Consider the following 23,410-nt stretch of genomic DNA (forward strand, 5'->3'; position numbering starts at 1 on the left):
GACCAGTTTACGTCCGGCCGCCGGGAACCGGCATCGGCCAGGACGATGAGAAGCGGTCGTTCCAGGTCATGTGATTGCGGTGGCGTTGGCCGGGGACCCCGTGCCTCCGGTGATGTTCAGCGGCTTGATGCTGATGAAGGCGTCCCACCTGCCGTTGCCCCTCATGTGGCGGGCCAGGGGGCCGAGTTTCCAAAGTTCACCCAGGGGCATGCCGAGTTTAGCGAGAAGTTGTTGGTGCATCATGCCGTGGTCGTTCGGTGCTGGGAGCTGGAACGGGCTGCCGGACACGACAGGAAGGCATTCGACGGCGAAGTTGTCGGCGGCGACGACCGCGAACTGGCTGTCCCAGGCCCAGGCGACAAACTCCCGGGACTGTGCGACTCCTGATGCCTTGCGTCTCTCCCGGATCCGCTGTTTTTCTCCAGCGGCCAGGGCCAGGAACCATTCGCACCATCCGGTGTGGAGCATGAGGATATCGCCAGGGCGGGTGCGGAGGGATTGGGCCGCCATGGCTGTCCGGATCAGATCAAGGCCGAGGGCTTCGCCGGCCGCGTGGTCGATGGGCTCGCCGAGGCTGTTTCGGTATCCGTCGAGATCAATCAGTATGGCCCTGCCGGCGATTGGGTTTTCTGCCCATTCCTGGACGCCGAGGTCCGGCGTTCCTTCAATGATCCGGTCATCCGGGGTGCCGTTGTAGAAGCCGACATCGTCGGCCCGGCGGTGCCTGAGCCCGTCAATCTGGGTGGATCCCTGGAGATAGTACCCATCCAGGTAGTCGTCCCGGTGGGCGGGATGCGATGAGTAAATGGTGTGCCGAGGTGCCCTGCGTTTGAGGGACATGCCCGGATCGAAGGCGTCTGCCGGGTAGTCCAGGCCGAACACGGTGCCGGTCCTGATGCAGTCTTTGGCCTCCAGGACCGCCTTCTTGCTGATGAAGGAAGGGGTTCCACGGCCGGACTCGGGGAACAATCCCCATGAGGTGCCTGTGAGATCACCTTTCCTTTGGAGCAGCTCGGCGAAGTTTGGGTAGGTTGATGCTTCCCCGGTTGCCGTCACCGGGACGTTGCTTTCTCGGCGGCTTGCTCCTGTTTCTGTGGGTGTTTGTAGCTGAGCAGGAATCCTGCGACCGCGCACACTGACGCCGTTATGCAGATGGGTGTCTTGATGAACTCGTTGAAGAATTCCAGCCACTGGCCTTGCCCGGCGGTCAGCGCGACAGCTTGCCCGGATACGAATACGACTCCGCCCAGGAGGAGCGCGGCCAGGGTCAGGATGAAGATGACCTCGATGATTCTTCGGATGTTGTGCATCTTGTTTCCTTTAGATCGGCAGGACGCCGAGGATGATCAGGACGCCGATGCCCAGCAGGGGCAGGGCGTAATGCGTGAGGAGCCGTGCAAAGGTCTTGAAGGGGTCTACGTCGGCGATACCGCATGCCACATACAGCGGGGCGCCTCCTGGCGGAACCGCGGCTTCGCAGGAGGAGAAGACCAGGACCGCCACTGCTGCGGTGGTTACCGGCACTCCCGCGGCCACGAGGGTGGCCACTCCTACGGTTCCGACGGCGGCCATGGTCGCCGTCGCAGAAAGGGGCGCGGCAACGGCAATGACGATCAGGCCGATCAACACCGCCAAAAGCCACAGGGGCAGGTTCATCCCGTTCAGCAGAGTGGTCATTTGTTTCGGCAGGCCGGTGGCGGCGAGGGCGTTGGCTCCGGCGAAGGCGAACAGGACAGTGATGCCCACAATCCCGAAGCGCGGTGCGGAATTCCTCAGCAACTCCCACCAGGCACGGCCGGCCCTGGGGAGCGTCTTTCTGCCAAGGAGCACGCCGGTGATGATCAGGACTACCGGGATCCACACGATGACGCTGACAGCCTTGGTAACGTCTACGCCGGTCCAGTCCGACAGTGAAGCAGCAATGGCGCCGGAGGTGATGATGAGCGGGATCGCTACGACGACAAACAGGAACATGGTCGCCCAGCCCCTGCCGAACGCCGCCCGTACCGGCAACCGGTGGGCAGCGTCCAGCGGGGTCATGCCGCTTTTGCGGACCAACAGCCAAGTGACAATCAGCCGGTGCAGGAAGCACCACAGACCGCCGAACAGCAGGGGCAGGACGAGCGCGTTGATGTCCAGCAGCGGACCGACGGTGGCGGAGCCGACAAGAACGAACATCGAGGCGCTGAAAGGGAACGTGATTCCCATGCCCGCATTGCCGGCTACCAGGGTGGCCGCGGAAGGCTTGTCGAGTTTGGATTTTTCCATCCACGGGATGGTGACGGACCCAACCGTCGCGGCGATCGCGGCCTGGTTGTGGACTACCCCGCCGAGACCTGCCGACGCCACGGTTGAGACCCAGGCGGGTCCGCCTTTGACTCCGCCGATCAGGGAATTCAGCAGATCAATGAGTCTGTCCAGCACACCGGCCTTGTCCAGCAGGTATCCCATAAAGACGAAAGCCATGGTCGCATAAACGATTTCATCGGTGATGGCCGCGGACAGTGCTGCCCACCCGACCTGTCCCGCTGCGGCACCGGTAAAGGGGAGCACTGTCAGGAACCCGAGGATCATGGCCTCCCCAACGCTGCGCTTGATCACAGTCGTCCACAGCAGGATAACCGCCAGATAGGCTCCCAGTGCCCAGATGCCGATCATTGCCCTGCTCCTGACGTTGTAAAGCCGATTCCCGCGCGGTTGGCAGAAACTTCTGACTTCATTGATTCTTTCCGACCCAGGGGTCAGCGCAAGACCGGCGCCGATTCCGCCGCGGCAAGGCGGGCATGGACGGCGGCAGATGCGGCCGTCATTTCCACCGGTACGCCGAGCTCGGAAAGGTAGTTCGCGGTTTCCTGCATTTCCTTGGAGCGGCGCAGGGCATGCTTGGCGGTACCGGTGAGGAACCTGTCGATGACTGCCTGTCCATCGCCGGCGAGCTGCTTTGCGATCTGGCCCCGGATCCAGTCCTCGAGTCCTGCGGCTTTGCCGGCGGTGACGGCTTCGACGACCACTGCTGCCAGGCCTTTCATCAGGACGCTGCGAAGGAGCTTGTGGGCCATGGCAGCGCCGGGTTCCCCTTCGGCGATTTCGACTTCCACGCCCAGCGGGCGCAGCAGGTCCGCGACAGCCTGCGCCCCGGGACCCGAGACCATGAGCGGTGTTTTTTCGCCCAGCGCCGCTACCGGTCCGAGGATGGCGACGTCGGCGAAGTCCGCCTTGCTGGGGAGCTGGCCCAGTTCGCGCATGACCTCCGGGGAAGATGAAGTGAAGTCCGCGTAGCAGCTACCGGCCGAAAGGACGGGCAGGCACTCCTGGGCTACGCTTCGGGCAGCGGCAGCCCCCGTCATCACGAGGACGAGATCGGCACCCCCGCAGGCTTCGGCGGCCGTCGCGGCGCGGGTGACCCCGGCCGGAGTGGTCGGGGCTACAGGATCAAACCCGGTGACTTTGTGGCCGGCGGCGGTGAGGGCGGCGGCGTAGGTTGCTCCGGCTTCGCCGAGGCCAATGACGGTGCATGCTGTCATGATTCTTGGATCTTTCTTGCTTAGCCGCGGGCCGCGACAATGGTTTGGCGGCGGTTGGTTTCGTCTTCGAAAACGGTCTCGGCCGCTTCGGCGACTGCGGCGGCCTGTGCGCGGGGAATGACGACGACACCGTCGGAGTCGCCGATGATGACGTCGCCCGGCAGGACAGGAACGCCGCCGAAGGCGATGGGTATTCCGAGGCGCGAGGGGCCGTTCTTGTAGGGACCGGCAGGTGTGGTTGCCCGGGCGAAGACCGGCATCCCAATTTCGGCCAGGGCCTCGGCATCGCGGGCGGCCCCGTCAAGGGCGAAGCCGGCGATGCCGAGGTTGATGGCGCGTTCACCGATGAGCTCCCCCAGAAGAGCCCTTGACTCATCTGCGCCGCCGGCCACGACGATGACGTCGCCGGGGCGGGCCAGCCCCAGAGCCTGGTGGATGCCCTGGTTGTCGCCCGGGCGGGTCCAGACGGTGAAGGCCGGTCCGGCGAGGCGGGCACCTGGCCAGATCGCCTGAATCGCAGAGTGGGCTACGCCGAGCCGGTCCATGGCATCACCGATGTTGGCGGCCGGAAGCTTGGCGAGCCGTGCTACAACGTCCCTGTCGGGGCGGGGGAAGTCAGCGACGGTGGTGTCGAGGGCTGGGGTTGTCATGAGGGTTCTTTCGGTGGGACGGGCGTGGAGGAGGGTCAGTCTTTCTTTTGGACCAGCGGGAGAACCTTCTTGAAGTCCTCTTCCTGTGCGGCCCAGAACTGCTCGTAGTCGTCACCGTTGAGGTAGCTGGTCTGCAGGCCCAAGTCCTCCATCTTCTGGACGACGGCCGGGTCTTCGATGGCCTTCTGGATGGCTGCTTCGAGCTTTGTGGCGACGGCGTCGGGCAGGCCGGCCGGGGCGGAGTAACCGCGGGCCGTTCCTGCCACCAGGTCGTAGCCTGATTCCTTGAACGTGGGTACGTCCGGCAGGGAGGGTGCGCGCTCTTCAGACATGACCCCCAGGACGCGTGCTTTGCCCTGCTTGGTCAGGTCAGTCACATCGCTGACATTGGCTACCAGGATGTCCACGTGCCTGCCCAGGAACGCGGTGGTGGCCTGGGACGCGCCTTCAGAGAAGTGGACCGGGGCGAACTGGGAGCCCGTCGCTTCCTGGATCTGGGTCATGGCGAAGTGCTCGCCGGTCTGCAGGCCAGTGGTGGAGGCGGTCATGGACTTTGGTTTTGCCTTGGCCGCGTCCAGGAGGTCTTTCAGCGTCTGGTACGGGCTGTCCGGCTGGACGGCGATGACGGTGGGGTCAATGACCTGCCGGCCGAGGGGCTGGAAGCTGGCCCGGGTGTATTTGGCTCCGCGTGCAGGATCCAGGGGTGAGACGACAACGGAGGGGGAACCGGTTGCGCCGATGGTGTAGCCATCGGGTTTGGCGCTGGTCAGCTGGGTGTAGCCGATCTGCCCGCCGGCACCGGGCTTGTTGATGACCTCGACGTTGGTGCCGAGTTCCTTCTCCAATACCGGCTGGATCAGCCTGGCGGCTGTGTCGACTGCTCCGCCGGAGGAGAACGCGACGATGATTTCGACGGACTTTCCCTTCTTCGGGAAGTCGTCGGCGGCGGCGGCGTTCGGGGAGCCGGCGTTGGCACCGCAGCCGGTGACGGCGATGAGGGTTGCTGCCGCGAACGCAGCGGCGAGACGGGGGCGGATGGTCATGGTACTTCTCCTTTGAAGGGTGTGTATTTCGTGCTTGTTTGAGGAAATGAGGCGGTGAGGGGGTGGTTTAGGTTTCGGGGTCTTCGTTCAGCGCCTTGGGTTTGCGGAGTTTGAGCAGCGGGCTGAAGACGATGAGGAGTCCGAGTCCGATGAGGACTGCGGAGATGGGGCGGTTGACGAAGATGCCGAAGTCACCCTGGGAAATCTCGAGCGATTCCCGCAGTGAACGTTCCATGAGGGGTCCGAGGACCAACGTGAGCACCATCGGGGCGAGGGGGATGTCCAGGTGTCGCAGTGCGAGTCCGAGAAGTCCGAAGCCGATCATGACGAAGACGTCAAAGACACTGAAGTTGATCGTGTAGGCGCCGATGACCATGAAGAGCAGGATCAGGGCGGTCAGGATTGAATACGGTACCCGGAGGATGGAGGTCCACAGCCCGACCAACGGCACATTCAGCACCAGCAGCATCAAGTTTCCGATGAACAGGCTGGCAATGATCGCCCACGCGATTTCCGAGTTTTCCGTGAACAGGGTCGGGCCTGGGGTCAGGCCCTGCTGGAGGAAGGCTCCCATCAGGACAGCGATCGTGGGGGAAGCCGGGATGCCGAGGGTGAATAAAGGGATCAGTGCAGCGTTCGCGTGGGAGTTGTTGGCCGTTTCGGGAGCCGCAACGCCCTCGATGGCGCCCTTGCCGAGTTCATTACGGTGCCGGGAAAACTTCTTCTCGGCGCCGTAAGCCAAGAGCGATGAAACAGAACCGGTCATGCCGGGTATGAGGCCCAAGCCGAAGCCGATGCCGGTACCGCGGGCCATGGCCGGCGCGCTCCGGCGCCATTCCCCGCCCGTGGGCATGAGCGAACGAAGGTTCGGGGCGTGGACTGTGGGCGTTTGGGTCCCTTTTCGATAGGACAGCAATTCCGAGAGTCCGAAGACACCAACGATCACGGCGACGAAGCTGACACCGTCCAGGAGCCGGTCCATTCCGAAGGTGAAACGCGGGGCGCCGGCAACGGGGTCAATGCCGACCATGGCAATCAGCAGTCCCAAGGCGCCGGAGATGACGGCCTTGACCATGGATTTTCCGGCCAGGGCGACGAGCAGGGATATGCCTACCACCATCAGGGCGAAGAATTCCGGTGGTCCGACGAGCAGACCCAGTTCGCCAAGCGGCTGGGCCGCGGCGACCAGCCCGATCGTCGCTATGGTTCCCCCCACAAAGGACCCGACGGCGGCGATGGTCAATGCCGCACCTGCTTTGCCCAGTTTCGTCATGGCGTAGCCGTCGATGGTGGTGATGGCCGAGGCCGCTTCACCGGGAGTGTTCAGCAGGACGCTGGTGATCGTTCCTCCATAGGCGGTGCCGTAGAAGATGGCGCACAGCATGATGATCGCGCCGGTCGCGTCCAGGTTCAGTGTCAGGGGGATCAGCAGAGCAACACCGGCGACCGGACCGATGCCGGGCAGAACGCCGATGATGGTGCCCAGCAGGCAGCCAAGGAAGGCGAACAGGAGGTTCTGCCACGTCATGGCGGCGGCGAAGCCGCCAAGCAGTTCGTTGAAAATATCCACGTCTAGAATCCGATCGTGTTCAGCAGGGGGAAGGCAGAGACCGGCAGCGAAACGTTCAGGCCATAGTTGAAGGCGTAGAACGCGCCGACGCTTCCGGCCAGGGCGATGATCAACGAGGAGACCCACGACCTGCCGCTGCGCAGCTTCAGGTGGAACATCAGAAACAGGAACATGCTCAGCTGGAACCCCAGCAGGTCCATCGCAGCGGCGAGGATCGCCAGGCTCACGACAACGGCGACCACCAGTCCCCGGTCCACTCCTTCTGCTGTATCACTGGGGCGGCGAAACTCCTGGATCAGCCAGATGACCGCCATCGCGGCAAGCACGGCGCCCATGGCAAAGGGAAACAATCCCGGCCCCGGCCCGAGGGAAGTCCACAGGCCCAGGCCGACAGAGCTGATTAGGACGTAAATCCCGACGGCCGTGAAAGCGCCGATGCCCACCAGGACGGAGGGTGCAACGCGGGCGGCGGGCTGGGTCTTCGTCATCACTGACTCCGTTGTCATGAGTTCCTTCTTAGTTCGACTAGCTCTTTCATAGAATGGAAGAGCATTACGTGCATAGAAATAGTGACACCAGACACAGGGGCTGTCAAGCGCAAGACAATTACATAGAATGAAACAATGACGACGGCAGCCCGCACGGGTTCAATGGCATCGGCGGAAGAAACGCCCAAGGCCTCCAACATGCGTTCCCTGTCCAGGGCCCTGGAGGTCTACGCTGAACTCCAGCGAGCGGAGCGGCCCCAGCGGCTGAGCGATTTGGCCAGGGCATGCGGCATGAGCCTGCCGACCACCCTGAGGATCCTTCGGGTCCTTCAGGACTTCGGCATGGTCAGCCAGACGGACAAGTCCTACCGGATTGGCCCCGCTGTTCTCCCGGCCGCCAGGAGCTACCTGGAAAACGATCCCCTCGTCGTCTCCTCCCGCCCCATCCTGCAACAGCTGGCCACCCAGACCGGACTCACGGCCTCCCTGTACACCCGCCTCGGCTACGAACGAATCCTGGTGGCCCGCGTGGACGGCGACGCGCCCCTTCGTTACGACCTTCCTCTAGGTAAGCGGTTGCCCCTCACGCTCGGCGCAGCCGGTAAGATCCTGCTCGCATCCGCCTCCGAGGAAGAGCTTCAGCAGGTAGTGGCTGCGGCAATCGCCGCCGGGCACGAAGATGAGTCATTTACCCTCGAGGCCTTGCAGGCGCGCATGCCCGAAGCCGGCACGGACTACGCCTGCTCGGCCGATGAGCGCGCGAACGGGGTGCGGTCCGTTGCCGTGGCCCTCACCAATAGAACTGGCCTGCCCAGCGAGTCCATCTCGCTGACCAGCCCTGTGGAGGCTGCAACCGAAGAGACCCTCATGGCCGGTGTCCCGGAACTGAGGCGCGCCGCCCGCAGCTTGTCCGCACTGCTCGAAGGCTCCGTCTACTAGCATGCTGCGCCAGCTGGGTGTGTGGCGCAGGCCGCAGCTGTTCAAAGCTGAGCAGCGCTGATCTCCATCCACCCTGCTACGACACCCCCGTCCATGTTCAAATGGGAGGGTTGAACCGGCCGCCCGAGTCCGCGTCACGGCCTCGGCCACTTGGAAGGAACCACATGACCGATCGCCCGGAACACCCTCCGGTCCCCGCCCCCGGAAGCGCCCAAGGCCTGGACAGCAAGGCCAGCGGCGGCTGCCCGGTGGACCACGGCAGCGTGACCTCGCACGGCAGCGAGAGCGAAAACCCGGCCATTGATTCGCCGCAGCCCAAGGCGCACCGGCCGCGGACCATCGCGGACTGGTGGCCCAACCAGCTGGACCTTTCCGTGCTCCACGCGCACAGCCCGAAGGGCAACCCGCTGGGCGCGGGCTACAGCTACCGGGAAGAATTCCAGAAGCTCGACCTTGACGCCCTGAAGCAGGACATCACGGACGTCCTCACCACGTCCCAGGACTGGTGGCCGGCAGACTTCGGCCACTACGGCGGCCTGATGATCCGCCTGAGCTGGCACGCCGCCGGCACCTACCGCGTCCACGACGGCCGCGGCGGCGCCGGGGACGGCAGCCAGCGGTTCGCGCCGCTGAACAGCTGGCCGGACAACGCCAACCTGGACAAGGCCCGGCGCCTGCTGTGGCCCGTCAAGCAGAAGTACGGCCAGAAACTTTCCTGGGCTGACCTTCTGGTCCTCGCCGGAAACGTCGCCCTCGAATCGATGGGCTTCAAGACCTTTGGCTTCGCCTTCGGCCGCGAGGACGTCTGGGAGCCCGAAGAGATCTTCTGGGGCCCGGAGGACACCTGGCTCGGCGACGAACGCTACGTTGCTGAGGGCCAGATGGCCGAAGACGTCGGAGCCACCGAGATGGGCCTGATCTACGTCAACCCCGAAGGCCCTGCCGGCAACCCGGATCCCAAGCTCGCCGCAGCGTTCATCCGCGAGACGTTCAAGCGGATGGCCATGAACGACGAAGAGACCTTCGCGCTCATCGCCGGCGGCCACACCTTCGGCAAGACCCACGGCGCCGGTGATGCCGACGCGCACGTGGGACCCGAGCCTGAGGGCGCGGACCTTGAAAACCAGGGCCTCGGCTGGCTCAGCACCTACGGCAGCGGCAAGGGCGCGGACACCATCACCTCCGGCCTCGAAGTCACCTGGACCGACAAGCCGACCCAGTGGAGCAACCGCTTCCTGGAGATCCTGTTCGAGTACGAATGGGAGCTGGTCAAGAGCCCCGCCGGCGCGCACCAGTGGGTTGCCAAGGACGGCCCGGAGATCATCCCGGACGCCCACGACCCCAAGAAGAAGCACCGGCCCACCATGCTCACTACGGACCTGTCGCTGCGCTTCGACCCGGCCTACGAGGCCATCGGACGCCGCTTCCTGGCCAACCCGGATGAGTTCCAGCTCGCCTTCGCCAAGGCCTGGTACAAGCTGCTGCACCGCGACATGGGTCCGGTCGGCCCGCACATGCTGGGGCCGTGGGTCCCCGAAGCGCAGCTCTGGCAGGACCCCGTTCCCGCTGTGGACCACGAGCTGGTCAACGACCAGGACATCGCGTCGCTCAAGGGCCAGCTCCTGAATTCAGGCCTTTCCCTCTCGCAGCTGGCCACCACCGCCTGGGCTGCCGCTTCCACCTTCCGGAAGACGGACCGCCGCGGCGGCGCCAACGGCGCCCGGATCCGGCTGGAACCCCAGCGCAGTTGGGAGGTCAACGAACCTGAGCAGCTTTCGACGGCGTTGGCAGCCCTGGAGCGCGTGCAGCAGGAGTTCAACTCCGCCCAGGCCGGCGGCAAGAAGGTCTCGCTGGCGGACCTGATCGTCCTCGGCGGCTGCGCCGCCGTCGAAAAGGCCGCGGCCGACGCCGGGTTCCCCGTCACGGTGCCGTTCCGCCCGGGACGCACCGATGCCGCCCAGGACCAGACCGACGTCGAGCAGTTCCAGTACCTGAAGCCGCGGGCGGACGGGTTCCGAAACTACGTGCGCGCCGGCGAGAAGCTCCGCCCGGAGACCCTCCTGCTGGACAAGGCGTACATGCTGGACCTGTCCGCGCCGGAAATGACGGCCCTGGTGGGCGGCATGCGTGCGCTGGGCACCAACATCGGCGGGTCCGGCCACGGCGTGCTGACGGACCGGCCGCAGGTCCTGACGAACGACTTCTTCGTCAACCTGCTCTCGCCCGGCACCAAGTGGAAGGCCTCCGAGTTTGAGGAGAACGTCTACGAGATCACGGACGTGTCCACCGGCGAGCTGAAGTGGACCGCCACCCCGGTGGACCTGGTGTTCGGCTCAAACTCGCAGCTGCGGGCCCTCGCCGAGGTCTACGCGGGCGATGACGCCAAGGAGAAGTTCGTCAACGACTTCGTGGCCGCCTGGACGAAGGTCATGGAGCTGGACCGCTTCGACCTGCGCTAACCCCCACTGCACCGCAACGCGGGGTCACTCCCGGCCCGATAACCACCCGGGCCGGGAGCGACCCCGCGTTGCTGTGTTCCGGTAAGTGTCAGTCCGTTTCCGGCTTTTCCAATCCGTGCGGGACCTCCTCCGGCTCGAACGTGTTCCTGGTGTCGTCCGCTCCGACACCCACGCCGTCCGCCCCGGCAGGGATCCCGCCGTCGTTCTTCTCACCGGTGGTGGCCGTGATGTCCTGCGACTCGCCTTCGGGCAGAGAATCCGGGGATTCGATGGTCATGGTTCCTCCTTCAATGGATGGGGCATCCACGCTAACAGCCGCGCGCCGGAAAAGCTCCGGACCGTGTCGCGAAAATTTGATGGGATCTTGAGGGGATCCTTGCGTCCCTTTGCACTTCAGGGTCCACTCTGGTGCCATCAGACAAACCAGCCAATGGGGAGCAGGAAGTCATGGGGATCGCGGCAGGTTTCGAGGCAGCAGTGAGCACCGTAGGGGGCGTGCTCACCGACCCCTATCCGCCCGATTTCCGCACCTTGGGACTGGCCGGCTGCATCGACCGCCTGGCCACGCCCCTCCGGGAACAAGGAACCGCGGTCCGCTGGGATACTCCGCACTGGGGCATCGAGATTCCGGCGGACTGCGCGTTCCTCCTCTACCAGTCGGCCCGTGAGGCCCTTAGCAACACTTACAAGTACGCGCACGCAGCACACGTGACCGTGCGGCTCGCCGCTGTGGACCACGGCATCCGCCTGGTGGTGTCCGACGACGGCACGGGGTTTGACAGCCAGCTCGCCGTGAGCGGGCGGCACCACGGGTACGGGCTGCGGCTGATGTCCGTAGCCGTCCGGTCCGCCGGCGGCACGGTGTCCGTCACCAGCAGCCCGGGCAGCGGCGCGCAGGTGAGCGTGACGCTTCCGCTGGACTAAACGGCTGGACTCAGCGGTCAGGTTTAGAGACTCGGATGCCCGCCTCAACGGCGCGGCGGGCATCCGTAGATAGTGCGGGCGGGGCCGTTCCCGGCAAGGCGCCTACCGCGTGAGCTTGGCGGAATCCGTCTGCTGGTCGCCGATATGGCCCGGTGCGTTGGCGGCTAGGACGCGGGCAACGAAAGCCTCGAACTCCTCCATGTAGTGGCGCAGGAAGCTGGCGGTCCCCTCATTGGTGATTTCTCCGTCGTCCGCGAAAACTGCCGCGTCGAAGTGGACGTAGGCCTCCGGGGAATTCAACTGCGGCGCGTCCAGGAAGCTCAGCACGCTGCGCATGGAGGACTGCATCACGGCGGTGCCTATGCTGCCGGGCGAGGCGCCAATAATGCCGGTTGGCTTGCGGGCGAAGGAGTTGCTACCCCAGGGCCGCGAGCCCCAGTCAATGGCGTTCTTCAGCGCGCCCGGGACGGAGCGGTTGTACTCCGGCGAGATGAACAGGATGCCGTCTGAGGCTTCGATGGCCTCCTTCAGCGCGGTGCCTTCGGCGGGGAAGTCCGCGTCATAGTCGGGGCTGTACAGCGGGAGGTCTTTGATGGGGATCTCGGTGAATTCGAGGTTGTCCGGAGCGAGTTTGATCAGTGCCTTGGAAAGGATCCGGTTGATGGAGTTGCTGGCCAGGCTGCCTACGAAATAGCCGATCTTGTACGGTGCCATTTGGTTTCCTTCCACTGCGCCGGCACGCCGGCTGAGCATGTTGACTGGAAAAGGTGCCGCCGGCGGACGGCGGCTGATGCACTGGACTCCCAGTCCAGCACAGAACCTCCAACCCGACCAGAGGCCCTCTGGAATCCATCGCATGCTGCAGGTATGGTAAGCATACTGACGAATTTTCCAATGTTCGTCGGACCCCCCGGTAACAAGCGAAGGAGACGTTATGAGCACGAAGGTGGAAAAACGCATTCTGGTGAACGTACCGGTGAGCACGGCCTACAACCAGTGGACCCAGTTCGAGGAATTCCCGCACTTCATGGGCGGTGTTAAGAGCGTCAAGCAGCTGAGCGACGAGCAGCTGGAATGGGTCGCGGAGATCGGCGGCGTCCGCAGGCAGTGGCAGGCCCGCATCCTTGAGCAGGTCCCGGACCGCAAGGTGGCCTGGGCTGCGACCGAAGGCGCCACCAACGCCGGTGCCGTGGAGTTCGAGGACGTGGGGGGCGGCCAGACCTCCATCCGGCTGACCCTCGAGTACGAGCCCGAAGGCGTCGTGGAGAAGGTGGGCGACAAGCTCAACGTGGTGGACCGCCAGGCCGAAGCAGACCTCAACCGGTTCAAGGAATTCATCGAGGACGAGGGTTACGCCTCCGGAGCCTGGCGCGGCACGGTGAACCCGGGCGCCACGGTGGGGACACCCGGCGTCGAACACGCTGCCGGTTCTATGGGCGACTCCGGCAAGGCGGGCGTCTCGGGCAAGGTGGCCGCGGCCGGCGTCGCAGCTGCAGCAGGCGCGGCCGCGGCCGTCAACGCCGGCACCAACAGGGGTGCCCCCGCTGCTGCCGACGAAACGGTGACCCCGGCGACCACCGGCGAACCGGCCACCGTCACGCCGATTACTGCGGACACCACGGCAGCGCCGGAACGCACGACGGCGGCGGGCGGCTCAGCAGGCTCGGTCGCCGACCTGGGGAATGACAGGATCGGCCACGCGTTCGACCAGACCAACGGCCTGGTGGACGTCGAAGGCGAGTCGGACGAGACCGCCGAAGGCGAGAACCTGAGCGCCGGTGAGCGCCGCGAGCGTGGACTCCGGGACGACGACGGCGGCATCCCGCCCGTCGGCGGCAACCTGGGCACCCACTAGCCTCCACCTCCCGCAACGCGGGGTCACGTCCGGCCGCCTAAGACCACTCCATTGGGCCGGTGTGACCCCGCGTTGTCTTGTGCGTGGGGGGTTCTGCTTACAATCGAAACCTCAAACGACTACTGAGGGATCCATGAAGAAATTCGCCACCGTCCTGATCGCTGCCGGCCTCGCCGCCTCCGCCACGGCCTGCTCACCGTCCAACCAGCTCTCCAACGCCGAAACCTGCGAGCGGGTCCAGGTGGTCCTCTCCAGCCCGTCCAACGCAGCCGGCAAGACGGGCATGAACATGCTGGCCAACCAGATCCGTCCCATCCACGCGGTAGCGTCGGATGACCTCAAGGAGCCCCTCGCCGCGATCCTGGAATACACGGACGAGCAGGCCAAGGAAACCCCTGACGAGGCCAGGCTCGCCGAGCTGACCCCGGGCTACCAGGAAGCCAGCAACACCTTCAGCAGCGTCTGCCAGTAGGTTTATTGCACGCCTGGACCCCGGGGCAGGGCCAGGCGTGCAATCCGGACAGGATCAGGCGTCCCCATCCCAGGTGCCGGGTTCGTCGATGGCCTCTTCGGGCTTGGACTCTTGCCCGGATTCCCCGCTCCCCACATACGACGGCGGTACGGGCCCGGGCGCGTGGGCCTGCTGGTCCTCACGGATATTGCCCGAGTGGGACCGTTCGGGGTGGGCCGGATCGGCGAATTCCGCAGGGTCGCCGGGAGCCTCCCGCTGGGACGCCTTCTTCGCTTCCTCAGGGTCGCCGGGGCCGCGCAGGTCTGCGGTGTTACGGGGCTGGTCATCTGGAGTAGTCACGGTTCTGCCTTTCTGTGAACTGCCGCTAAACAGGCTGGGAATTCGCCCTTGGGGGAAACAAGTGCACCACCGGCCCGTTGAACAGTAGGCCCTGCTCCGCAACGCTGGCGGAACTCACGGCACTTGGCGACGGGTACCGCCGGCTCCCCGGTTTTGGCAGCTTCCTGAAGATCGACGCTTCCCTTCCGGCGCCGGATGTCCTACGCCAGGTGGCGGCGCTCACCGGCGAAGCTCAGCCCACAGCCGTCATGGGGAGACGCTAGGGGAAGCAGTAGCCGTCATGGAGTCTCCGGTTCCTTCAGTGGCCGTAGGCGAGACGGAAACCTCCGGCGAGGGAGACTCAGTGGACATAGACGTTTCGGTGGATTCGGGGCTGGAAGTGGCGCCACCGCTGTCGTCCGTCTTGGCGAGGACTTCATTGACCAGTTCCTCAAGTTCCTTCTTGTCCTCGTCGTCCAGGTTCGAGCCGCTCTTGGTGGCTACAACCAGCAGCCGCCCCTCCGCTGCGGAAACCTGCATAAGCTGCTCCTGCTCAGCTCCGGTACGGGTGCTGCTGGTGGCGAAGGTTTCCTCCGCCTCCGTCTGGGCGTCGAGTTCCTCGCTGGTGACCTCATACTTCTGGCCCACCGCTTCAACGGTGAACTTGGCGCACTGCTCCATCTTGCCGCTGACCTCGCGCAGGGCCTCCACGGCGTCCGGTCCGTCACTGCCGGACTGGGCGGAGAGGCTGCGGGGCTCGTTCCCTTCGGACAAGGCGACGGCCACCGAGCCGCTTTCCACGCTCTCAAGCAGGCCCGCCGTGGCGATGTCCTTGCAGTCAGCCGGGTCCACCTTCGCCGTGCCGAGGAGGAGCTTGGCCATGTTGCCGCCCTGGTCCACCTGCTCCTTGGAGTACAGCTTCAGCTCGTTGCCGTCCGCGTCCTTCATACCCGAGATGAGGTCGCGGAGCTCGTCCTCCGAGTAGACCTTCGCGTCAGTGCCTTCTGTCTCCGCGCCCGTGGCCGAGGGGCTGGCCGAACCGCCGCCTCCGCCCGTGCAGGCCGCCAAGGCCAGCAGAGCCGCAGTGGTCAATCCAAGCGCTGGTACTTTTCGCATCAGGTAACACCCCTTTGAGATAGGAAGCATGCTTAGTGTCTATAGATTAGCACCCGACGCGACGTTGGCAATGTGTAATAATCCGAAGCACTGGTCCTCTCTGGACCGCTCCACTACGGACCGCTCCACTACGGACCGCTCTACTACTGACAAGGGACCGACTTGGCGGCATCAATCAATAACTCGCAGGTCCCCAAGCACGAGCAGCTGCGCGTGATCATCCTCAAGCTGGCCAAGGAGGAGCTGGAGCCGGGGGCCCGACTGCCCAGCGAACGGGCCCTGATGGATGCCTACGGCGTCAGCCGGATCACAGTACGCGCCGCGCTGGGCCGCCTGGTGAACGAAGGCCACCTGGTCCGCGTTCCGGCCAAGGGAACGTTCGTGGCCGATTCCGCGGTCCAGTCCACGCTCCACCTCGCCTCCTTCACCCAGGAGATGGAGGCAATGGGCCACGTTCCCAGCACGGTGGTCCTGGTGGCCGAATCCATCGCGGCCCCAGAGGACACCGCAGATGCCCTTGGCCTGGCCACGGGTGCGGACGCCATCCACCTCAAGCGCCTCCGCCTGGCGGACGGCCGCCCCGTCAGCGTGGATGACGCCTGGTACAACCCGTCCCACGCCCCGGGCCTCCTGGACATCGACCTCACCGGATCGGTCTATAAGGCGCTGGCTGCGCAGTTCGGCCACCAGATCGACCGGGCGCGGCAGACGGTTCGGTCCGAGGGTGCCCCGGCGGATGTCGGGGCACTCCTCGGCACCGGGACTGGCGCCCCGGTCCTGGCGTTCGACCGGGTGTCCTACTCCGGCCCGCTCGCAATCGAGCACTCGCGGTCCTGGTACCGCTCGGACCGCTACTCGCTCACCATGGAAGTGCGGCTCTAGGCATCCAGGGTGAACAGCCCGGCGCCTGCGGCCACCGCGCCGCTGGCCGCGAGTGTCGCCGTGTCCTTCTTGGAATCGAGCACGACGACGGGGCTCACCATCGAGTATCCCGCGGCCAAGGCGTGGGCGGGATCCACACGCATCACCGGAGTGCCGGCATCCACCGTGTCGCCCTGCGCGATGAGCAGGGTAAAGCCGTCGCCCTTGAGCTTGACGGTGTCGATTCCCACGTGCGTAAGGACGCCGCGCCCCGATTGCTCAACGACCACGAAGGCGTGCGGCAGGAGCTTGATGACCTTCCCGGAGACCGGGGACACGACGTCGAATGTTTCACCGGCGGGCGGCTCGACGGCAGCGCCGGAGCCGACCATCTGTCCGGCGAATACCGGATCCGGCACCTCCGCGAGGGGAATGACGGTGCCGCTGATCGGAGAGTGAACCACCAGGGAATCCGCCACTAGAGGAGGTCCTCGATGTCTTCTGCGAGCGTGTCGGCCTCAGGTCCGACGATAACCTGCACGGCGGTGCCGGCAGCGAGGACGCCATGCGCGCCGGCGGCCTTGAGGGTCGCCTCGTTCACCAGTGACCCGTCCTTCACCTCGGTCCGGAGCCGAGTGATGCACGCTTCCACCTCGATGATGTTGCCGGCGCCGCCCAGGCCTTCGATGATCTTTTCTGCTTTGGACATGACTGCCCTTTCTGCCGGTGCCTGTCAGGCACTCCTCCATCCGGGTCCGGCGGACCCGGTGCGACCAATGATTGCGCTCACCGCCCGCCGGGTCCACCCTTGGGGGGGGCTCCGGGCCCCCGGCCGGATTTCCGGCTGGCTTCTTGACAGCGGCTCGTGGGTTGAATCACACTGAACTGGTCATAACCAGACAGTACCGGCTCCAACCGTCTCTTCACAAGCCCCTATCCCGACCCGCAGAGGTGCCAACCATGTCAACGTCCGAGACCACAGCCCCGGCTCCCGAAAAGAAGCCGAACCGGGCCTTCGCCACGCTCCAGCGGCTGGGCCGCTGCCTTATGCTCCCCATCGCAGTCCTTCCGGCTGCGGGCATCCTGCTGCGCATTGGCCAGGCGGACCTGCTCGGCGCCATCCCCGGGTTCGAGGGCGGCGCGGCAGTCATTTCCGCCGCCGGCAACGCCGTTTTCACCTGGCTGCCCCTGATCTTCGCCGTGGGCATTGCCATTGGCTGGGCCAAGAAAGCCGACGGTTCCACCGCCCTGGCTGCCGTGGTGGGTTACATGGTGATCGACGGCGTGTTCAAGGCCATGTCCCCGCTGGTCCTGGCCGGCCAGGTGGACCCCGCCGGCAAGCCGGCCGTCATCAACTACGGCGTCCTTGCCGGCATCGTGGTGGGCCTGCTGTCTGCGATGCTCTGGCAGCGCTTCTACCGCACCAAGCTGCCCGACTTCCTCGGGTTCTTCAGCGGCCGCCGCCTGGTGCCCATCCTCACTTCCGTCACCTCCCTGGTGGCCGGCGTGATTCTTGCACTGCTCTACCCGCTCTTCAACGCCGGCCTTTCCGCTGTGGGCGAGGCCGTGTCCAGCAACGCGGTAGCCGGCGGCGGCCTCTACGGCTTCGCCAACCGCATGCTGATCCCGGCAGGCCTGCACCACATCCTGAACTCGGGCGTTTGGTTCCTCATCGGTGACTACACCGACGCCTCCGGCCAACTGGTCCGCGGCGACCTCAACCGGTTCTTCGCCGGCGATCCCTCCGCGGGAATCTTCATGACCGGGTTCTTTCCCATCATGATGTTCGGCCTGCCGGCCGCTGCGCTGGCCATCTGGCGCCACGCCAAGCCCACGCAGAAGAAGGTAGTGGGCGGCATCATGCTCTCCAGCGCCCTGACCGCGTTCTTCACCGGCATCACCGAACCGCTGGAGTACTCCTTCATGTTCGTGGCCTTCCCGCTGTACATCGTCCACGCGGTCCTGACCGGAACCTCCATGGCATTGGTGAACGCGCTGGACATCCACCACGGCTTCACGTTCTCCGCAGGCCTGATCGACTTCGTGCTCAACTTCGGCAAGTCCGAGAACGGCTGGCTGCTCATTCCCATCGGGATTGGCTACGCGGTGGTCTACTACTTCCTTTTCTCCTTCGTCATCAAGCGCTGGAACCTGCGCACCCCCGGCCGTGAAGACGACGAAATCACCGTGGAGACCGAACCCGCCAAGTAGGCGCCGCCGTCGTACTTTCCCGCCAGTCCGCAACTGAAAGCAGCCCGCAACACATGGAAATCGTCATCCTCCCCACCCCGGCAGACGTGGCCCGCACGGCCGCCGATGCCATCGAGCAGCAGGTCCGCCGAGGTCCGTCCGTGCTTGGCCTGGCCACCGGCTCCACGCCGCTGGGAATCTACGCCGAACTCATCGGGCGCCACCGGAACCGGGGGCTCAGCTTCGCCAAGGCGCAGGCCTTCCTGCTGGACGAATATGTGGGGCTGCCGACGGAGCATCCGCAGTCCTACCACTCGGTGATCCGTGAGGAATTCACCGGCAGCGTGGACTTTGCGGCTGATGCGGTGCATGGGTTGAACGGCATGGCGGCGGACCTCGAGGCGGAGGCGGCGCAGTATGAGGAACGCATTTCCGCCTCGGGCGGGGTGGACATCCAGATCCTGGGCATCGGCACCGACGGGCATGTGGGGTTCAACGAACCGATGTCGTCGCTGGCGTCCCGGACCCGGATCAAGACCCTCACCCGGCAGACCCGTGAAGACAATGCACGGTTCTTCGACTCCCCGGCAGACGTTCCCGAGCATGTCCTGACCCAGGGGCTGGGCACCATCCGGCAGGCGCGGCACCTGCTGCTGCTTGCCATGGGCGAGGCGAAGGCGGAAGCCATTGCTGCCGCCGTCGAAGGTCCCGTGGCCGCCGTCTGCCCCGCCTCGGCCCTGCAGCTGCACCCGCATGTGTCCGTGCTGGTGGACGAGGCGGCGGCCTCAAGGCTGGCGCACCGGGACTACTACACCGACACGTTCGGGCGGAAGCCGGCGTGGCAGGGCCTCTGAGCCCGGGCGCCGCCGTCCGCGTGCCGCAACTGGAACTCGCCGTTGAGAATGCCGACGGCGTCCGGCTCGCCGCGGCGGTGGGTGCGGCACGGGTTGAACTCTGCGCCGCACTGGCGGAAACGGACGGGGTCACACCGGGCATTGGCGCAGTGGAACACGCCTGCAGACAGGGGCTTCCGGTCCATGTGCTGGTGCGGCCGCGGCCGGGTGGTTTTGTGTACACCGCCGATGAGCTCGCGGTGATTGAGCGGGACGTTGCCGCGTCCCTGCGCGCCGGAGCGGCAGGGGTGGTCGTGGGGTTTTTGACCGCCGACGGCGCCCCGGACCAGGCGGCCACGCGGCGGATCGTCCACGCGGCGCGGCAGTCCAACCCGGCTGCCGAGGTGACGTTCCACCGGGCCTTTGACGCGGCCCTGGCCGCGGGCACGGATCCAGCCGAGGCCTTGGCCCGGCTGGAAGAGGCCGGTGTCAACCGCGTGCTCACCAGCGGCGGAGCTGCCGACTGCCGCACCGGCCTGCCGATGCTGCGGAGGCTGGTCGGCCTGGCCCGGGAGTGCGCCCCGTCCCTCCAGATCATGGCCGGCGGAGGTGCCACGGTGGAGCTGGTCCCTGCACTGGTGGACTCCGGCGTGCATGCCATCCACACCTCGGCACGGCAGCGGGCCGGCGACCCGACGCCGGGGCACGATTCCTCCGCCGGCCGCGCAATCCCGTCTGATCCCAACCTTGCCGCGGCCTTCGCTGCTGCACTCAACCAGGAGGCCTGAAGCGCATGAGCACCGAATCCACCCTTCGCGGCCGGATCGTCACCGCCAGCGCTGACATCCCGGACGGCGTTGTAGCGTACGACGGCGGCGTGCTCACCTACGTGGGGCCGGCGTCGGAATTTCCCGGGGTTCTTGAGTCCGGGGAAGGCCGTTCTATCGGCGGGCGGCGGGGTGTCGACCGGATCATCATTCCCGGTCTGGTGGACCTGCACTGCCACGGCGCAGGTGGCTCGGACTTTGCCGAGGGCTCACCCGACGGCGCCCGCTCGGCTGTCCGCTACCTGCACAGCCGAGGCACCACCACATTGCTGGCCAGCCTCGTGACCGGAACCCCCGAGGACCTGGTGCGCAACGTCAAAAACCTGCGCACACTGGCAACCGAAGGACTCATCGCCGGTTCACACCTGGAGGGTCCGTTCCTGTCCGGGGCGCAGTGCGGCGCCCACGACCCCGCACTCCTCCTGGCCCCGGACCTCCGGCTGATGGCCGACCTCCTCGATGCCGCCGGCCCCACGCTGGCTTCGGTGACGGTGGCAGCCGAACTGCCGGGCGCGTCCGGCCTGGTGGACCTCCTCACCGGGCACGGCGTGATCCCGTCGTTGGGCCACACCGCGGCCGACAATCCCGCCGCCGCGGCGTTCCTCGCGCAGGCGGCGGCCGGTCTTTCCAGGGCCGCGACGGAGTCCCCCGGTAAGGAGAACGGACGACGGCGGCCGACCGTCACCCACCTGTTCAACGCCATGCCGTCCCTCCACCACCGTGCACCGGGGCCGGTCTCGGCAAGCCTGGCAGCGGCGCGGGCGGGCGAAGCCGTGGTGGAGCTGATCGCCGACGGCGTCCACCTGGCCCCGCAAACGGTCAAGCTCGTATTCGACCTCGTGGGTTCGCAAAACATCGCCCTGGTGACGGACTCCATGGCGGCCACCGGGCTGCAGGACGGGCACTACCGGCTGGGGTCCCTGGCAGTGACCGTTGACCAGGGCGTGGCCCGGGTGGACAGCACCGGATCGATCGCCGGCGGGACCGCCACCCTGCTGGATGTAGTGCGGTCCGCCGTGGCCGCAGGCGTGGACCTGCAGCACGCGGTCGGCTCGGCGACGGCGGTCCCTGCGTCTGTCCTGGGACTGTCGGCGCTGGCGGGCGACCTTCGCGCCGGGATGCCGGCCGACGTCGTCGTACTTAACCCGGAACTGGACCTGGAAGCAGTGCTGCGCCGCGGGCAAACGCTCCCCCGCCCGCAAGCCGCCTGACGGACTCAGTCGGCGTTGGGCAGGCGGACCTCCACTGCGCCGCCGGACACGCGGGCCTCGAAGCGCGGCTGCCGTGCGGTGGCCGGGCCGGCCAGGACTTCGCCGCTCCGCAGCGAGAATGTGCTCCGGTGCCAGGGACACACCACGCAGGGGTCGCCGTCGCGGTCCTTCAGCTTGCCCTCGTGCAGCGGGCCTGACAGGTGGCTGCACACGTCCGACAGCACGTTGACCTTGTCCCCTTCACGGTGCACCAGCAGCGGCAGTCCGGCTACCGTGCGCTGTTCAAGCTTGCCCTCAACCAGGTCGGTCAGCTGGCCCAGCGGCTGCCACCCGCTGGGGAACCGGTGCGGAACGTCTTCGGTGTGGTTGACGCCTGCTGCCTGGCGGTACGTCAGGTGCCCGCCAAGAAACCCGCCCGCACTCACGGTGGCGAGCCCCAGGTACGCCAGCACCTTGCCGCTTGCCCGCCGGCCCCGGGCCCGCTCCACCAGGGAGGCAGCGTACAGGCCCGTGGCCGTCAGGTTGGCCGCGGCATGGACCAGCCCCACGCGCTGCTGCTGGCTGTGCAGCTGCGTCCAGTCGGTGAAGCCGGCGACGGCGGCGGGCACCGCAGCAGCCGTCCCCACCCCCACGAGCATCCCGGCAGCCGTCTCATTCCCGGGGACCGCGTCCAGGACTGCAGCCGACACCCAGGCACCCACCGGCACCTGCACGGCCAGCGGATGCACCGGATGCCCCAACGGAACGCCGTGCAGGAGGTCGCGGACCCAGCCCGGGCGGACCACTTTCCTGACAGCTTTCCGGACGCTCTTGGCGAGGGGATCCAGCCAGTCGGCATCTTCGAGGCGGGCAACGAGCTCAAATGCAGGCAGTGGTTTCATGCGTCCTTCCTTACCGCGTTGGGGCCGGGCACTGCTGTGGCCGGTGCCCGCGAGCCTAGCCCGTTAACCGGCAGCGGGCCAGAGCCGTAAGCTCGCCTGGACAGACCAACCGGCTCGTGTACGTCGCCGATGAACGCCATGTCACCATCGTGCAGGCGCGTTACCACTACTGAGCGAACACGCTGCCGGAGTGCACCACCACAGCGCCGCTCGAGGTGGTGTCCTCGTTGAGCATCCAGCCCACCCTCTTCACCGTCCGCAACATGACCACGCTTTCCACCAACTCGATGCCCGGGACTTTTTGCTGCAGGGCAAGCTCGGCATTCATGACATCGGCCAATGACTGCAGCCACATGATGATCGTGAAGTTGGTGGGCCCGGTGGTGGAGGCGCTCAGGCGGACGTTGCTGATGGTCTTGATGTCCGCCGACGCCGTTTCGTGCCGTCCGGCGGGAACGTTCACGAACCACTGGCAGGTCACCGGGAAAGCGGAGTAGCGCTGGGCTATCTCGCACCGGAATGACAGGATCCCGCTGGCCAGCACCCGGTTGAGCTGGCGCTGCACGGTGGCCGGATGCCGGCCCAGCTCCCGGGCGATGTCGGCCGCCGTCGCCCTGCCGTCCCGGGCCAGGAACGGCAGCAGGTCCAGGTGGCTGGCGGGGAGGTCGCCTGCCGGGTCCGGCCGCCGGCTTCCCGGCGTGGCGTGGACCCCCAGGGAGCGGAGGGTGGCCAGCTGCGTCCGGTCCAGGATATTGAGCCGCCACTCGTCAGCGCTGGTGTGCAGCCGGGTGCACAGCGACGTCTGGTATTTGGTCAGGCCGTCAATGGTTTTCAGGCGGGACACCACCTGTGTGCTGAAGTCGTCCAGGGACTTCGTGACCACAGTGAGCATCAGGTCCCGGTTGCTTGCCGCTTCCTCCACCGTGATGATGTCCGGAACCTGGGCCAGTTGGGCTGTGACGCTTTCGCGGCGGTTCATCTCGCAATCCACCGCTACGAAGGCCAGGAGCATCTGACGGGGATCGCCGGCGAGGTGCGCCGTGACCCATGCAGCTCCACTCGACTTCAGGCGCTCCCACCGCGCCGCCAGCGTGGTGGCGTGGACCCCGAGCACTTTGGCGGCATCCGCCCAGCCAAGCCGCGGCGAGGCCTGAAGGACCTGGATCAAGGCCAGGTCCTCTTCGCTCAGCTCCATTCCATCTCCTCTCGCAGTGCATGAATCCTGCCAGAAGACCGGTTTCCCAGAATA

At 66.2% G+C, this 23,410-nt stretch carries 26 protein-coding genes; 10 read left to right on the forward strand and 16 right to left on the reverse strand.

Going from position 1 to position 23,410, the window contains the following annotated elements; genetic code table 11:
• Positions 1-66: 66 nt before the first annotated feature.
• The 8 genes from ACIQC0_RS13560 to ACIQC0_RS13595 form a co-directional block, all read right to left on the reverse strand.
• Entirely contained in the window at positions 67-1,056 is a 990-nt protein-coding gene (locus ACIQC0_RS13560; RefSeq protein ID WP_400535535.1) for a cyclase family protein, read from the reverse strand.
• On the reverse strand, positions 1,053-1,310 hold the full coding sequence (locus tag ACIQC0_RS13565; protein ID WP_400535536.1) for a hypothetical protein: 258 nt from the start codon (positions 1,308-1,310) through the stop codon (positions 1,053-1,055). The genes ACIQC0_RS13560 and ACIQC0_RS13565 overlap by 4 nt, the downstream gene beginning before the upstream one ends.
• A 10-nt stretch (positions 1,311-1,320) precedes the next feature.
• The gene (locus ACIQC0_RS13570; RefSeq protein ID WP_400535538.1) at positions 1,321-2,658 is read right to left on the reverse strand and encodes a TRAP transporter large permease subunit; all 1,338 of its coding nucleotides are present in this window, start codon (positions 2,656-2,658) and stop codon (positions 1,321-1,323) included.
• A gap of 83 nt (positions 2,659-2,741) precedes the next feature.
• Positions 2,742-3,524, reverse strand: a complete 783-nt coding sequence (locus ACIQC0_RS13575; protein WP_400535540.1) for a DUF1932 domain-containing protein — start codon at positions 3,522-3,524, stop codon at positions 2,742-2,744.
• 20 nt (positions 3,525-3,544) lie between these two features.
• On the reverse strand, positions 3,545-4,174 hold the full coding sequence (locus ACIQC0_RS13580; RefSeq protein ID WP_377214225.1) for a methyltransferase: 630 nt from the start codon (positions 4,172-4,174) through the stop codon (positions 3,545-3,547).
• A gap of 35 nt (positions 4,175-4,209) precedes the next feature.
• Entirely contained in the window at positions 4,210-5,217 is a 1,008-nt protein-coding gene (locus ACIQC0_RS13585) for a tripartite tricarboxylate transporter substrate binding protein (RefSeq protein WP_400535543.1), read from the reverse strand.
• A gap of 67 nt (positions 5,218-5,284) precedes the next feature.
• Entirely contained in the window at positions 5,285-6,787 is a 1,503-nt protein-coding gene (locus ACIQC0_RS13590) for a tripartite tricarboxylate transporter permease (protein ID WP_400535545.1), read from the reverse strand.
• A 2-nt stretch (positions 6,788-6,789) separates the two neighbouring features.
• A complete protein-coding gene (locus ACIQC0_RS13595; RefSeq protein ID WP_400535548.1) occupies positions 6,790-7,293 on the reverse strand; it encodes a tripartite tricarboxylate transporter TctB family protein in 504 nt (167 codons plus the stop codon).
• A gap of 117 nt (positions 7,294-7,410) precedes the next feature.
• Here ACIQC0_RS13595 and ACIQC0_RS13600 point away from each other — a divergent pair, with 117 nt between their 5' ends.
• Together ACIQC0_RS13600 and katG are read left to right on the forward strand one after the other, a co-directional pair.
• On the forward strand, positions 7,411-8,214 hold the full coding sequence (locus ACIQC0_RS13600; RefSeq protein WP_377214221.1) for an IclR family transcriptional regulator: 804 nt from the start codon (positions 7,411-7,413) through the stop codon (positions 8,212-8,214).
• A gap of 164 nt (positions 8,215-8,378) precedes the next feature.
• A complete protein-coding gene (katG, locus tag ACIQC0_RS13605) occupies positions 8,379-10,673 on the forward strand; it encodes a catalase/peroxidase HPI (protein WP_377214220.1) in 2,295 nt (764 codons plus the stop codon).
• A gap of 88 nt (positions 10,674-10,761) precedes the next feature.
• Here katG and ACIQC0_RS13610 read toward each other — a convergent pair whose 3' ends face one another.
• Positions 10,762-10,950 carry a hypothetical protein gene (locus ACIQC0_RS13610; protein ID WP_377214219.1) on the reverse strand — a complete coding sequence of 63 codons (189 nt, stop codon included), beginning with the start codon at positions 10,948-10,950 and terminating at the stop codon, positions 10,762-10,764.
• Positions 10,951-11,120: 170 nt separating this feature from the next.
• Here ACIQC0_RS13610 and ACIQC0_RS13615 point away from each other — a divergent pair, with 170 nt between their 5' ends.
• A complete protein-coding gene (locus ACIQC0_RS13615) occupies positions 11,121-11,597 on the forward strand; it encodes a sensor histidine kinase (protein WP_377214905.1) in 477 nt (158 codons plus the stop codon).
• Positions 11,598-11,699: 102 nt separating this feature from the next.
• Here the strand turns inward: ACIQC0_RS13615 and ACIQC0_RS13620 are convergent, their stop codons facing one another.
• Positions 11,700-12,311 (reverse strand): NADPH-dependent FMN reductase, encoded by a 612-nt coding sequence (locus ACIQC0_RS13620; RefSeq protein WP_400535553.1) that lies wholly within the window; start codon positions 12,309-12,311, stop codon positions 11,700-11,702.
• A 220-nt stretch (positions 12,312-12,531) separates the two neighbouring features.
• On the opposite strand from ACIQC0_RS13620, the gene ACIQC0_RS13625 reads away from it, so the two are divergent.
• Both ACIQC0_RS13625 and ACIQC0_RS13630 read left to right on the forward strand, forming a co-directional pair.
• Entirely contained in the window at positions 12,532-13,452 is a 921-nt protein-coding gene (locus ACIQC0_RS13625; protein ID WP_400535556.1) for an SRPBCC family protein, read from the forward strand.
• A gap of 133 nt (positions 13,453-13,585) precedes the next feature.
• The gene (locus ACIQC0_RS13630; RefSeq protein WP_400535559.1) at positions 13,586-13,924 is read left to right on the forward strand and encodes a hypothetical protein; all 339 of its coding nucleotides are present in this window, start codon (positions 13,586-13,588) and stop codon (positions 13,922-13,924) included.
• A gap of 54 nt (positions 13,925-13,978) precedes the next feature.
• Here ACIQC0_RS13630 and ACIQC0_RS13635 read toward each other — a convergent pair whose 3' ends face one another.
• The gene (locus ACIQC0_RS13635; RefSeq protein ID WP_400535562.1) at positions 13,979-14,263 is read right to left on the reverse strand and encodes a hypothetical protein; all 285 of its coding nucleotides are present in this window, start codon (positions 14,261-14,263) and stop codon (positions 13,979-13,981) included.
• A gap of 246 nt (positions 14,264-14,509) precedes the next feature.
• Positions 14,510-15,334 (reverse strand): hypothetical protein, encoded by an 825-nt coding sequence (locus tag ACIQC0_RS13640; protein ID WP_400535564.1) that lies wholly within the window; start codon positions 15,332-15,334, stop codon positions 14,510-14,512.
• Between the two features lie 186 nt (positions 15,335-15,520).
• Here ACIQC0_RS13640 and ACIQC0_RS13645 point away from each other — a divergent pair, with 186 nt between their 5' ends.
• Complete coding sequence (locus tag ACIQC0_RS13645; RefSeq protein ID WP_377214213.1) at positions 15,521-16,240, forward strand: GntR family transcriptional regulator; 720 nt, start codon at positions 15,521-15,523, stop codon at positions 16,238-16,240.
• Here ACIQC0_RS13645 and ACIQC0_RS13650 read toward each other — a convergent pair.
• Together ACIQC0_RS13650 and ACIQC0_RS13655 are read right to left on the reverse strand one after the other, a co-directional pair.
• Complete coding sequence (locus ACIQC0_RS13650) at positions 16,237-16,698, reverse strand: PTS glucose transporter subunit IIA (RefSeq protein ID WP_400535568.1); 462 nt, start codon at positions 16,696-16,698, stop codon at positions 16,237-16,239. The two genes, ACIQC0_RS13645 and ACIQC0_RS13650, sit on opposite strands and share 4 nt — an antisense overlap.
• On the reverse strand, positions 16,698-16,928 hold the full coding sequence (locus ACIQC0_RS13655) for a glucose PTS transporter subunit EIIB (RefSeq protein WP_377214211.1): 231 nt from the start codon (positions 16,926-16,928) through the stop codon (positions 16,698-16,700). Before ACIQC0_RS13655 ends, ACIQC0_RS13650 begins: the two co-directional genes overlap by 1 nt.
• 251 nt (positions 16,929-17,179) lie before the next feature.
• On the opposite strand from ACIQC0_RS13655, the gene ACIQC0_RS13660 reads away from it, so the two are divergent.
• The 4 genes from ACIQC0_RS13660 to ACIQC0_RS13675 are packed head-to-tail and all read left to right on the forward strand — an operon-like array spanning position 17,180 to position 21,280.
• On the forward strand, positions 17,180-18,430 hold the full coding sequence (locus tag ACIQC0_RS13660) for a PTS transporter subunit EIIC (protein ID WP_377214210.1): 1,251 nt from the start codon (positions 17,180-17,182) through the stop codon (positions 18,428-18,430).
• Between the two features lie 53 nt (positions 18,431-18,483).
• Positions 18,484-19,263, forward strand: a complete 780-nt coding sequence (gene nagB / locus ACIQC0_RS13665; RefSeq protein ID WP_400535573.1) for a glucosamine-6-phosphate deaminase — start codon at positions 18,484-18,486, stop codon at positions 19,261-19,263.
• Positions 19,248-20,030: a copper homeostasis protein CutC gene (locus tag ACIQC0_RS13670; protein ID WP_400535575.1), complete on the forward strand. Its 783-nt coding sequence runs from the start codon at positions 19,248-19,250 to the stop codon at positions 20,028-20,030. The genes nagB and ACIQC0_RS13670 overlap by 16 nt, the downstream gene beginning before the upstream one ends.
• Before the next feature lie 5 nt (positions 20,031-20,035).
• Entirely contained in the window at positions 20,036-21,280 is a 1,245-nt protein-coding gene (locus ACIQC0_RS13675) for an N-acetylglucosamine-6-phosphate deacetylase (RefSeq protein WP_400535578.1), read from the forward strand.
• Positions 21,281-21,285: 5 nt separating this feature from the next.
• Here ACIQC0_RS13675 and ACIQC0_RS13680 read toward each other — a convergent pair whose 3' ends face one another.
• Together ACIQC0_RS13680 and ACIQC0_RS13685 are read right to left on the reverse strand one after the other, a co-directional pair.
• Positions 21,286-22,161 (reverse strand): Rieske 2Fe-2S domain-containing protein, encoded by an 876-nt coding sequence (locus ACIQC0_RS13680; protein ID WP_400535580.1) that lies wholly within the window; start codon positions 22,159-22,161, stop codon positions 21,286-21,288.
• A gap of 166 nt (positions 22,162-22,327) precedes the next feature.
• Positions 22,328-23,356, reverse strand: a complete 1,029-nt coding sequence (locus tag ACIQC0_RS13685) for an Lrp/AsnC family transcriptional regulator (RefSeq protein WP_400535583.1) — start codon at positions 23,354-23,356, stop codon at positions 22,328-22,330.
• Positions 23,357-23,410: the final 54 nt, after the last annotated feature.

The organism is Pseudarthrobacter sp. NPDC092419 (assembly GCF_044755045.1).
Taxonomy (GTDB): domain Bacteria; phylum Actinomycetota; class Actinomycetes; order Actinomycetales; family Micrococcaceae; genus Arthrobacter.

Bases quoted from the DNA above. Each gene is read 5' to 3' on its own strand.
- ACIQC0_RS13565 (WP_400535536.1), bottom strand. From the start codon at position 1,310: ATGCACAACATCCGAAGAATCATCGAGGTCATCTTCATCCTGACCCTG.
- ACIQC0_RS13570 (WP_400535538.1), bottom strand. From the start codon at position 2,658: ATGATCGGCATCTGGGCACTGGGAGCCTATCTGGCGGTTATCCTGCTG.
- ACIQC0_RS13575 (WP_400535540.1), bottom strand. From the start codon at position 3,524: ATGACAGCATGCACCGTCATTGGCCTCGGCGAAGCCGGAGCAACCTAC.
- ACIQC0_RS13580 (WP_377214225.1), bottom strand. From the start codon at position 4,174: ATGACAACCCCAGCCCTCGACACCACCGTCGCTGACTTCCCCCGCCCC.
- ACIQC0_RS13585 (WP_400535543.1), bottom strand. From the start codon at position 5,217: ATGACCATCCGCCCCCGTCTCGCCGCTGCGTTCGCGGCAGCAACCCTC.
- ACIQC0_RS13595 (WP_400535548.1), bottom strand. From the start codon at position 7,293: ATGACAACGGAGTCAGTGATGACGAAGACCCAGCCCGCCGCCCGCGTT.
- ACIQC0_RS13600 (WP_377214221.1), top strand. From the start codon at position 7,411: ATGACGACGGCAGCCCGCACGGGTTCAATGGCATCGGCGGAAGAAACG.
- katG (WP_377214220.1), top strand. From the start codon at position 8,379: ATGACCGATCGCCCGGAACACCCTCCGGTCCCCGCCCCCGGAAGCGCC.
- ACIQC0_RS13610 (WP_377214219.1), bottom strand. From the start codon at position 10,950: ATGACCATCGAATCCCCGGATTCTCTGCCCGAAGGCGAGTCGCAGGAC.
- ACIQC0_RS13615 (WP_377214905.1), top strand. From the start codon at position 11,121: ATGGGGATCGCGGCAGGTTTCGAGGCAGCAGTGAGCACCGTAGGGGGC.
- ACIQC0_RS13620 (WP_400535553.1), bottom strand. From the start codon at position 12,311: ATGGCACCGTACAAGATCGGCTATTTCGTAGGCAGCCTGGCCAGCAAC.
- ACIQC0_RS13625 (WP_400535556.1), top strand. From the start codon at position 12,532: ATGAGCACGAAGGTGGAAAAACGCATTCTGGTGAACGTACCGGTGAGC.
- ACIQC0_RS13630 (WP_400535559.1), top strand. From the start codon at position 13,586: ATGAAGAAATTCGCCACCGTCCTGATCGCTGCCGGCCTCGCCGCCTCC.
- ACIQC0_RS13655 (WP_377214211.1), bottom strand. From the start codon at position 16,928: ATGTCCAAAGCAGAAAAGATCATCGAAGGCCTGGGCGGCGCCGGCAAC.
- ACIQC0_RS13660 (WP_377214210.1), top strand. From the start codon at position 17,180: ATGTCAACGTCCGAGACCACAGCCCCGGCTCCCGAAAAGAAGCCGAAC.
- nagB (WP_400535573.1), top strand. From the start codon at position 18,484: ATGGAAATCGTCATCCTCCCCACCCCGGCAGACGTGGCCCGCACGGCC.
- ACIQC0_RS13675 (WP_400535578.1), top strand. From the start codon at position 20,036: ATGAGCACCGAATCCACCCTTCGCGGCCGGATCGTCACCGCCAGCGCT.
- ACIQC0_RS13680 (WP_400535580.1), bottom strand. From the start codon at position 22,161: ATGAAACCACTGCCTGCATTTGAGCTCGTTGCCCGCCTCGAAGATGCC.
- ACIQC0_RS13685 (WP_400535583.1), bottom strand. From the start codon at position 23,356: ATGGAGCTGAGCGAAGAGGACCTGGCCTTGATCCAGGTCCTTCAGGCC.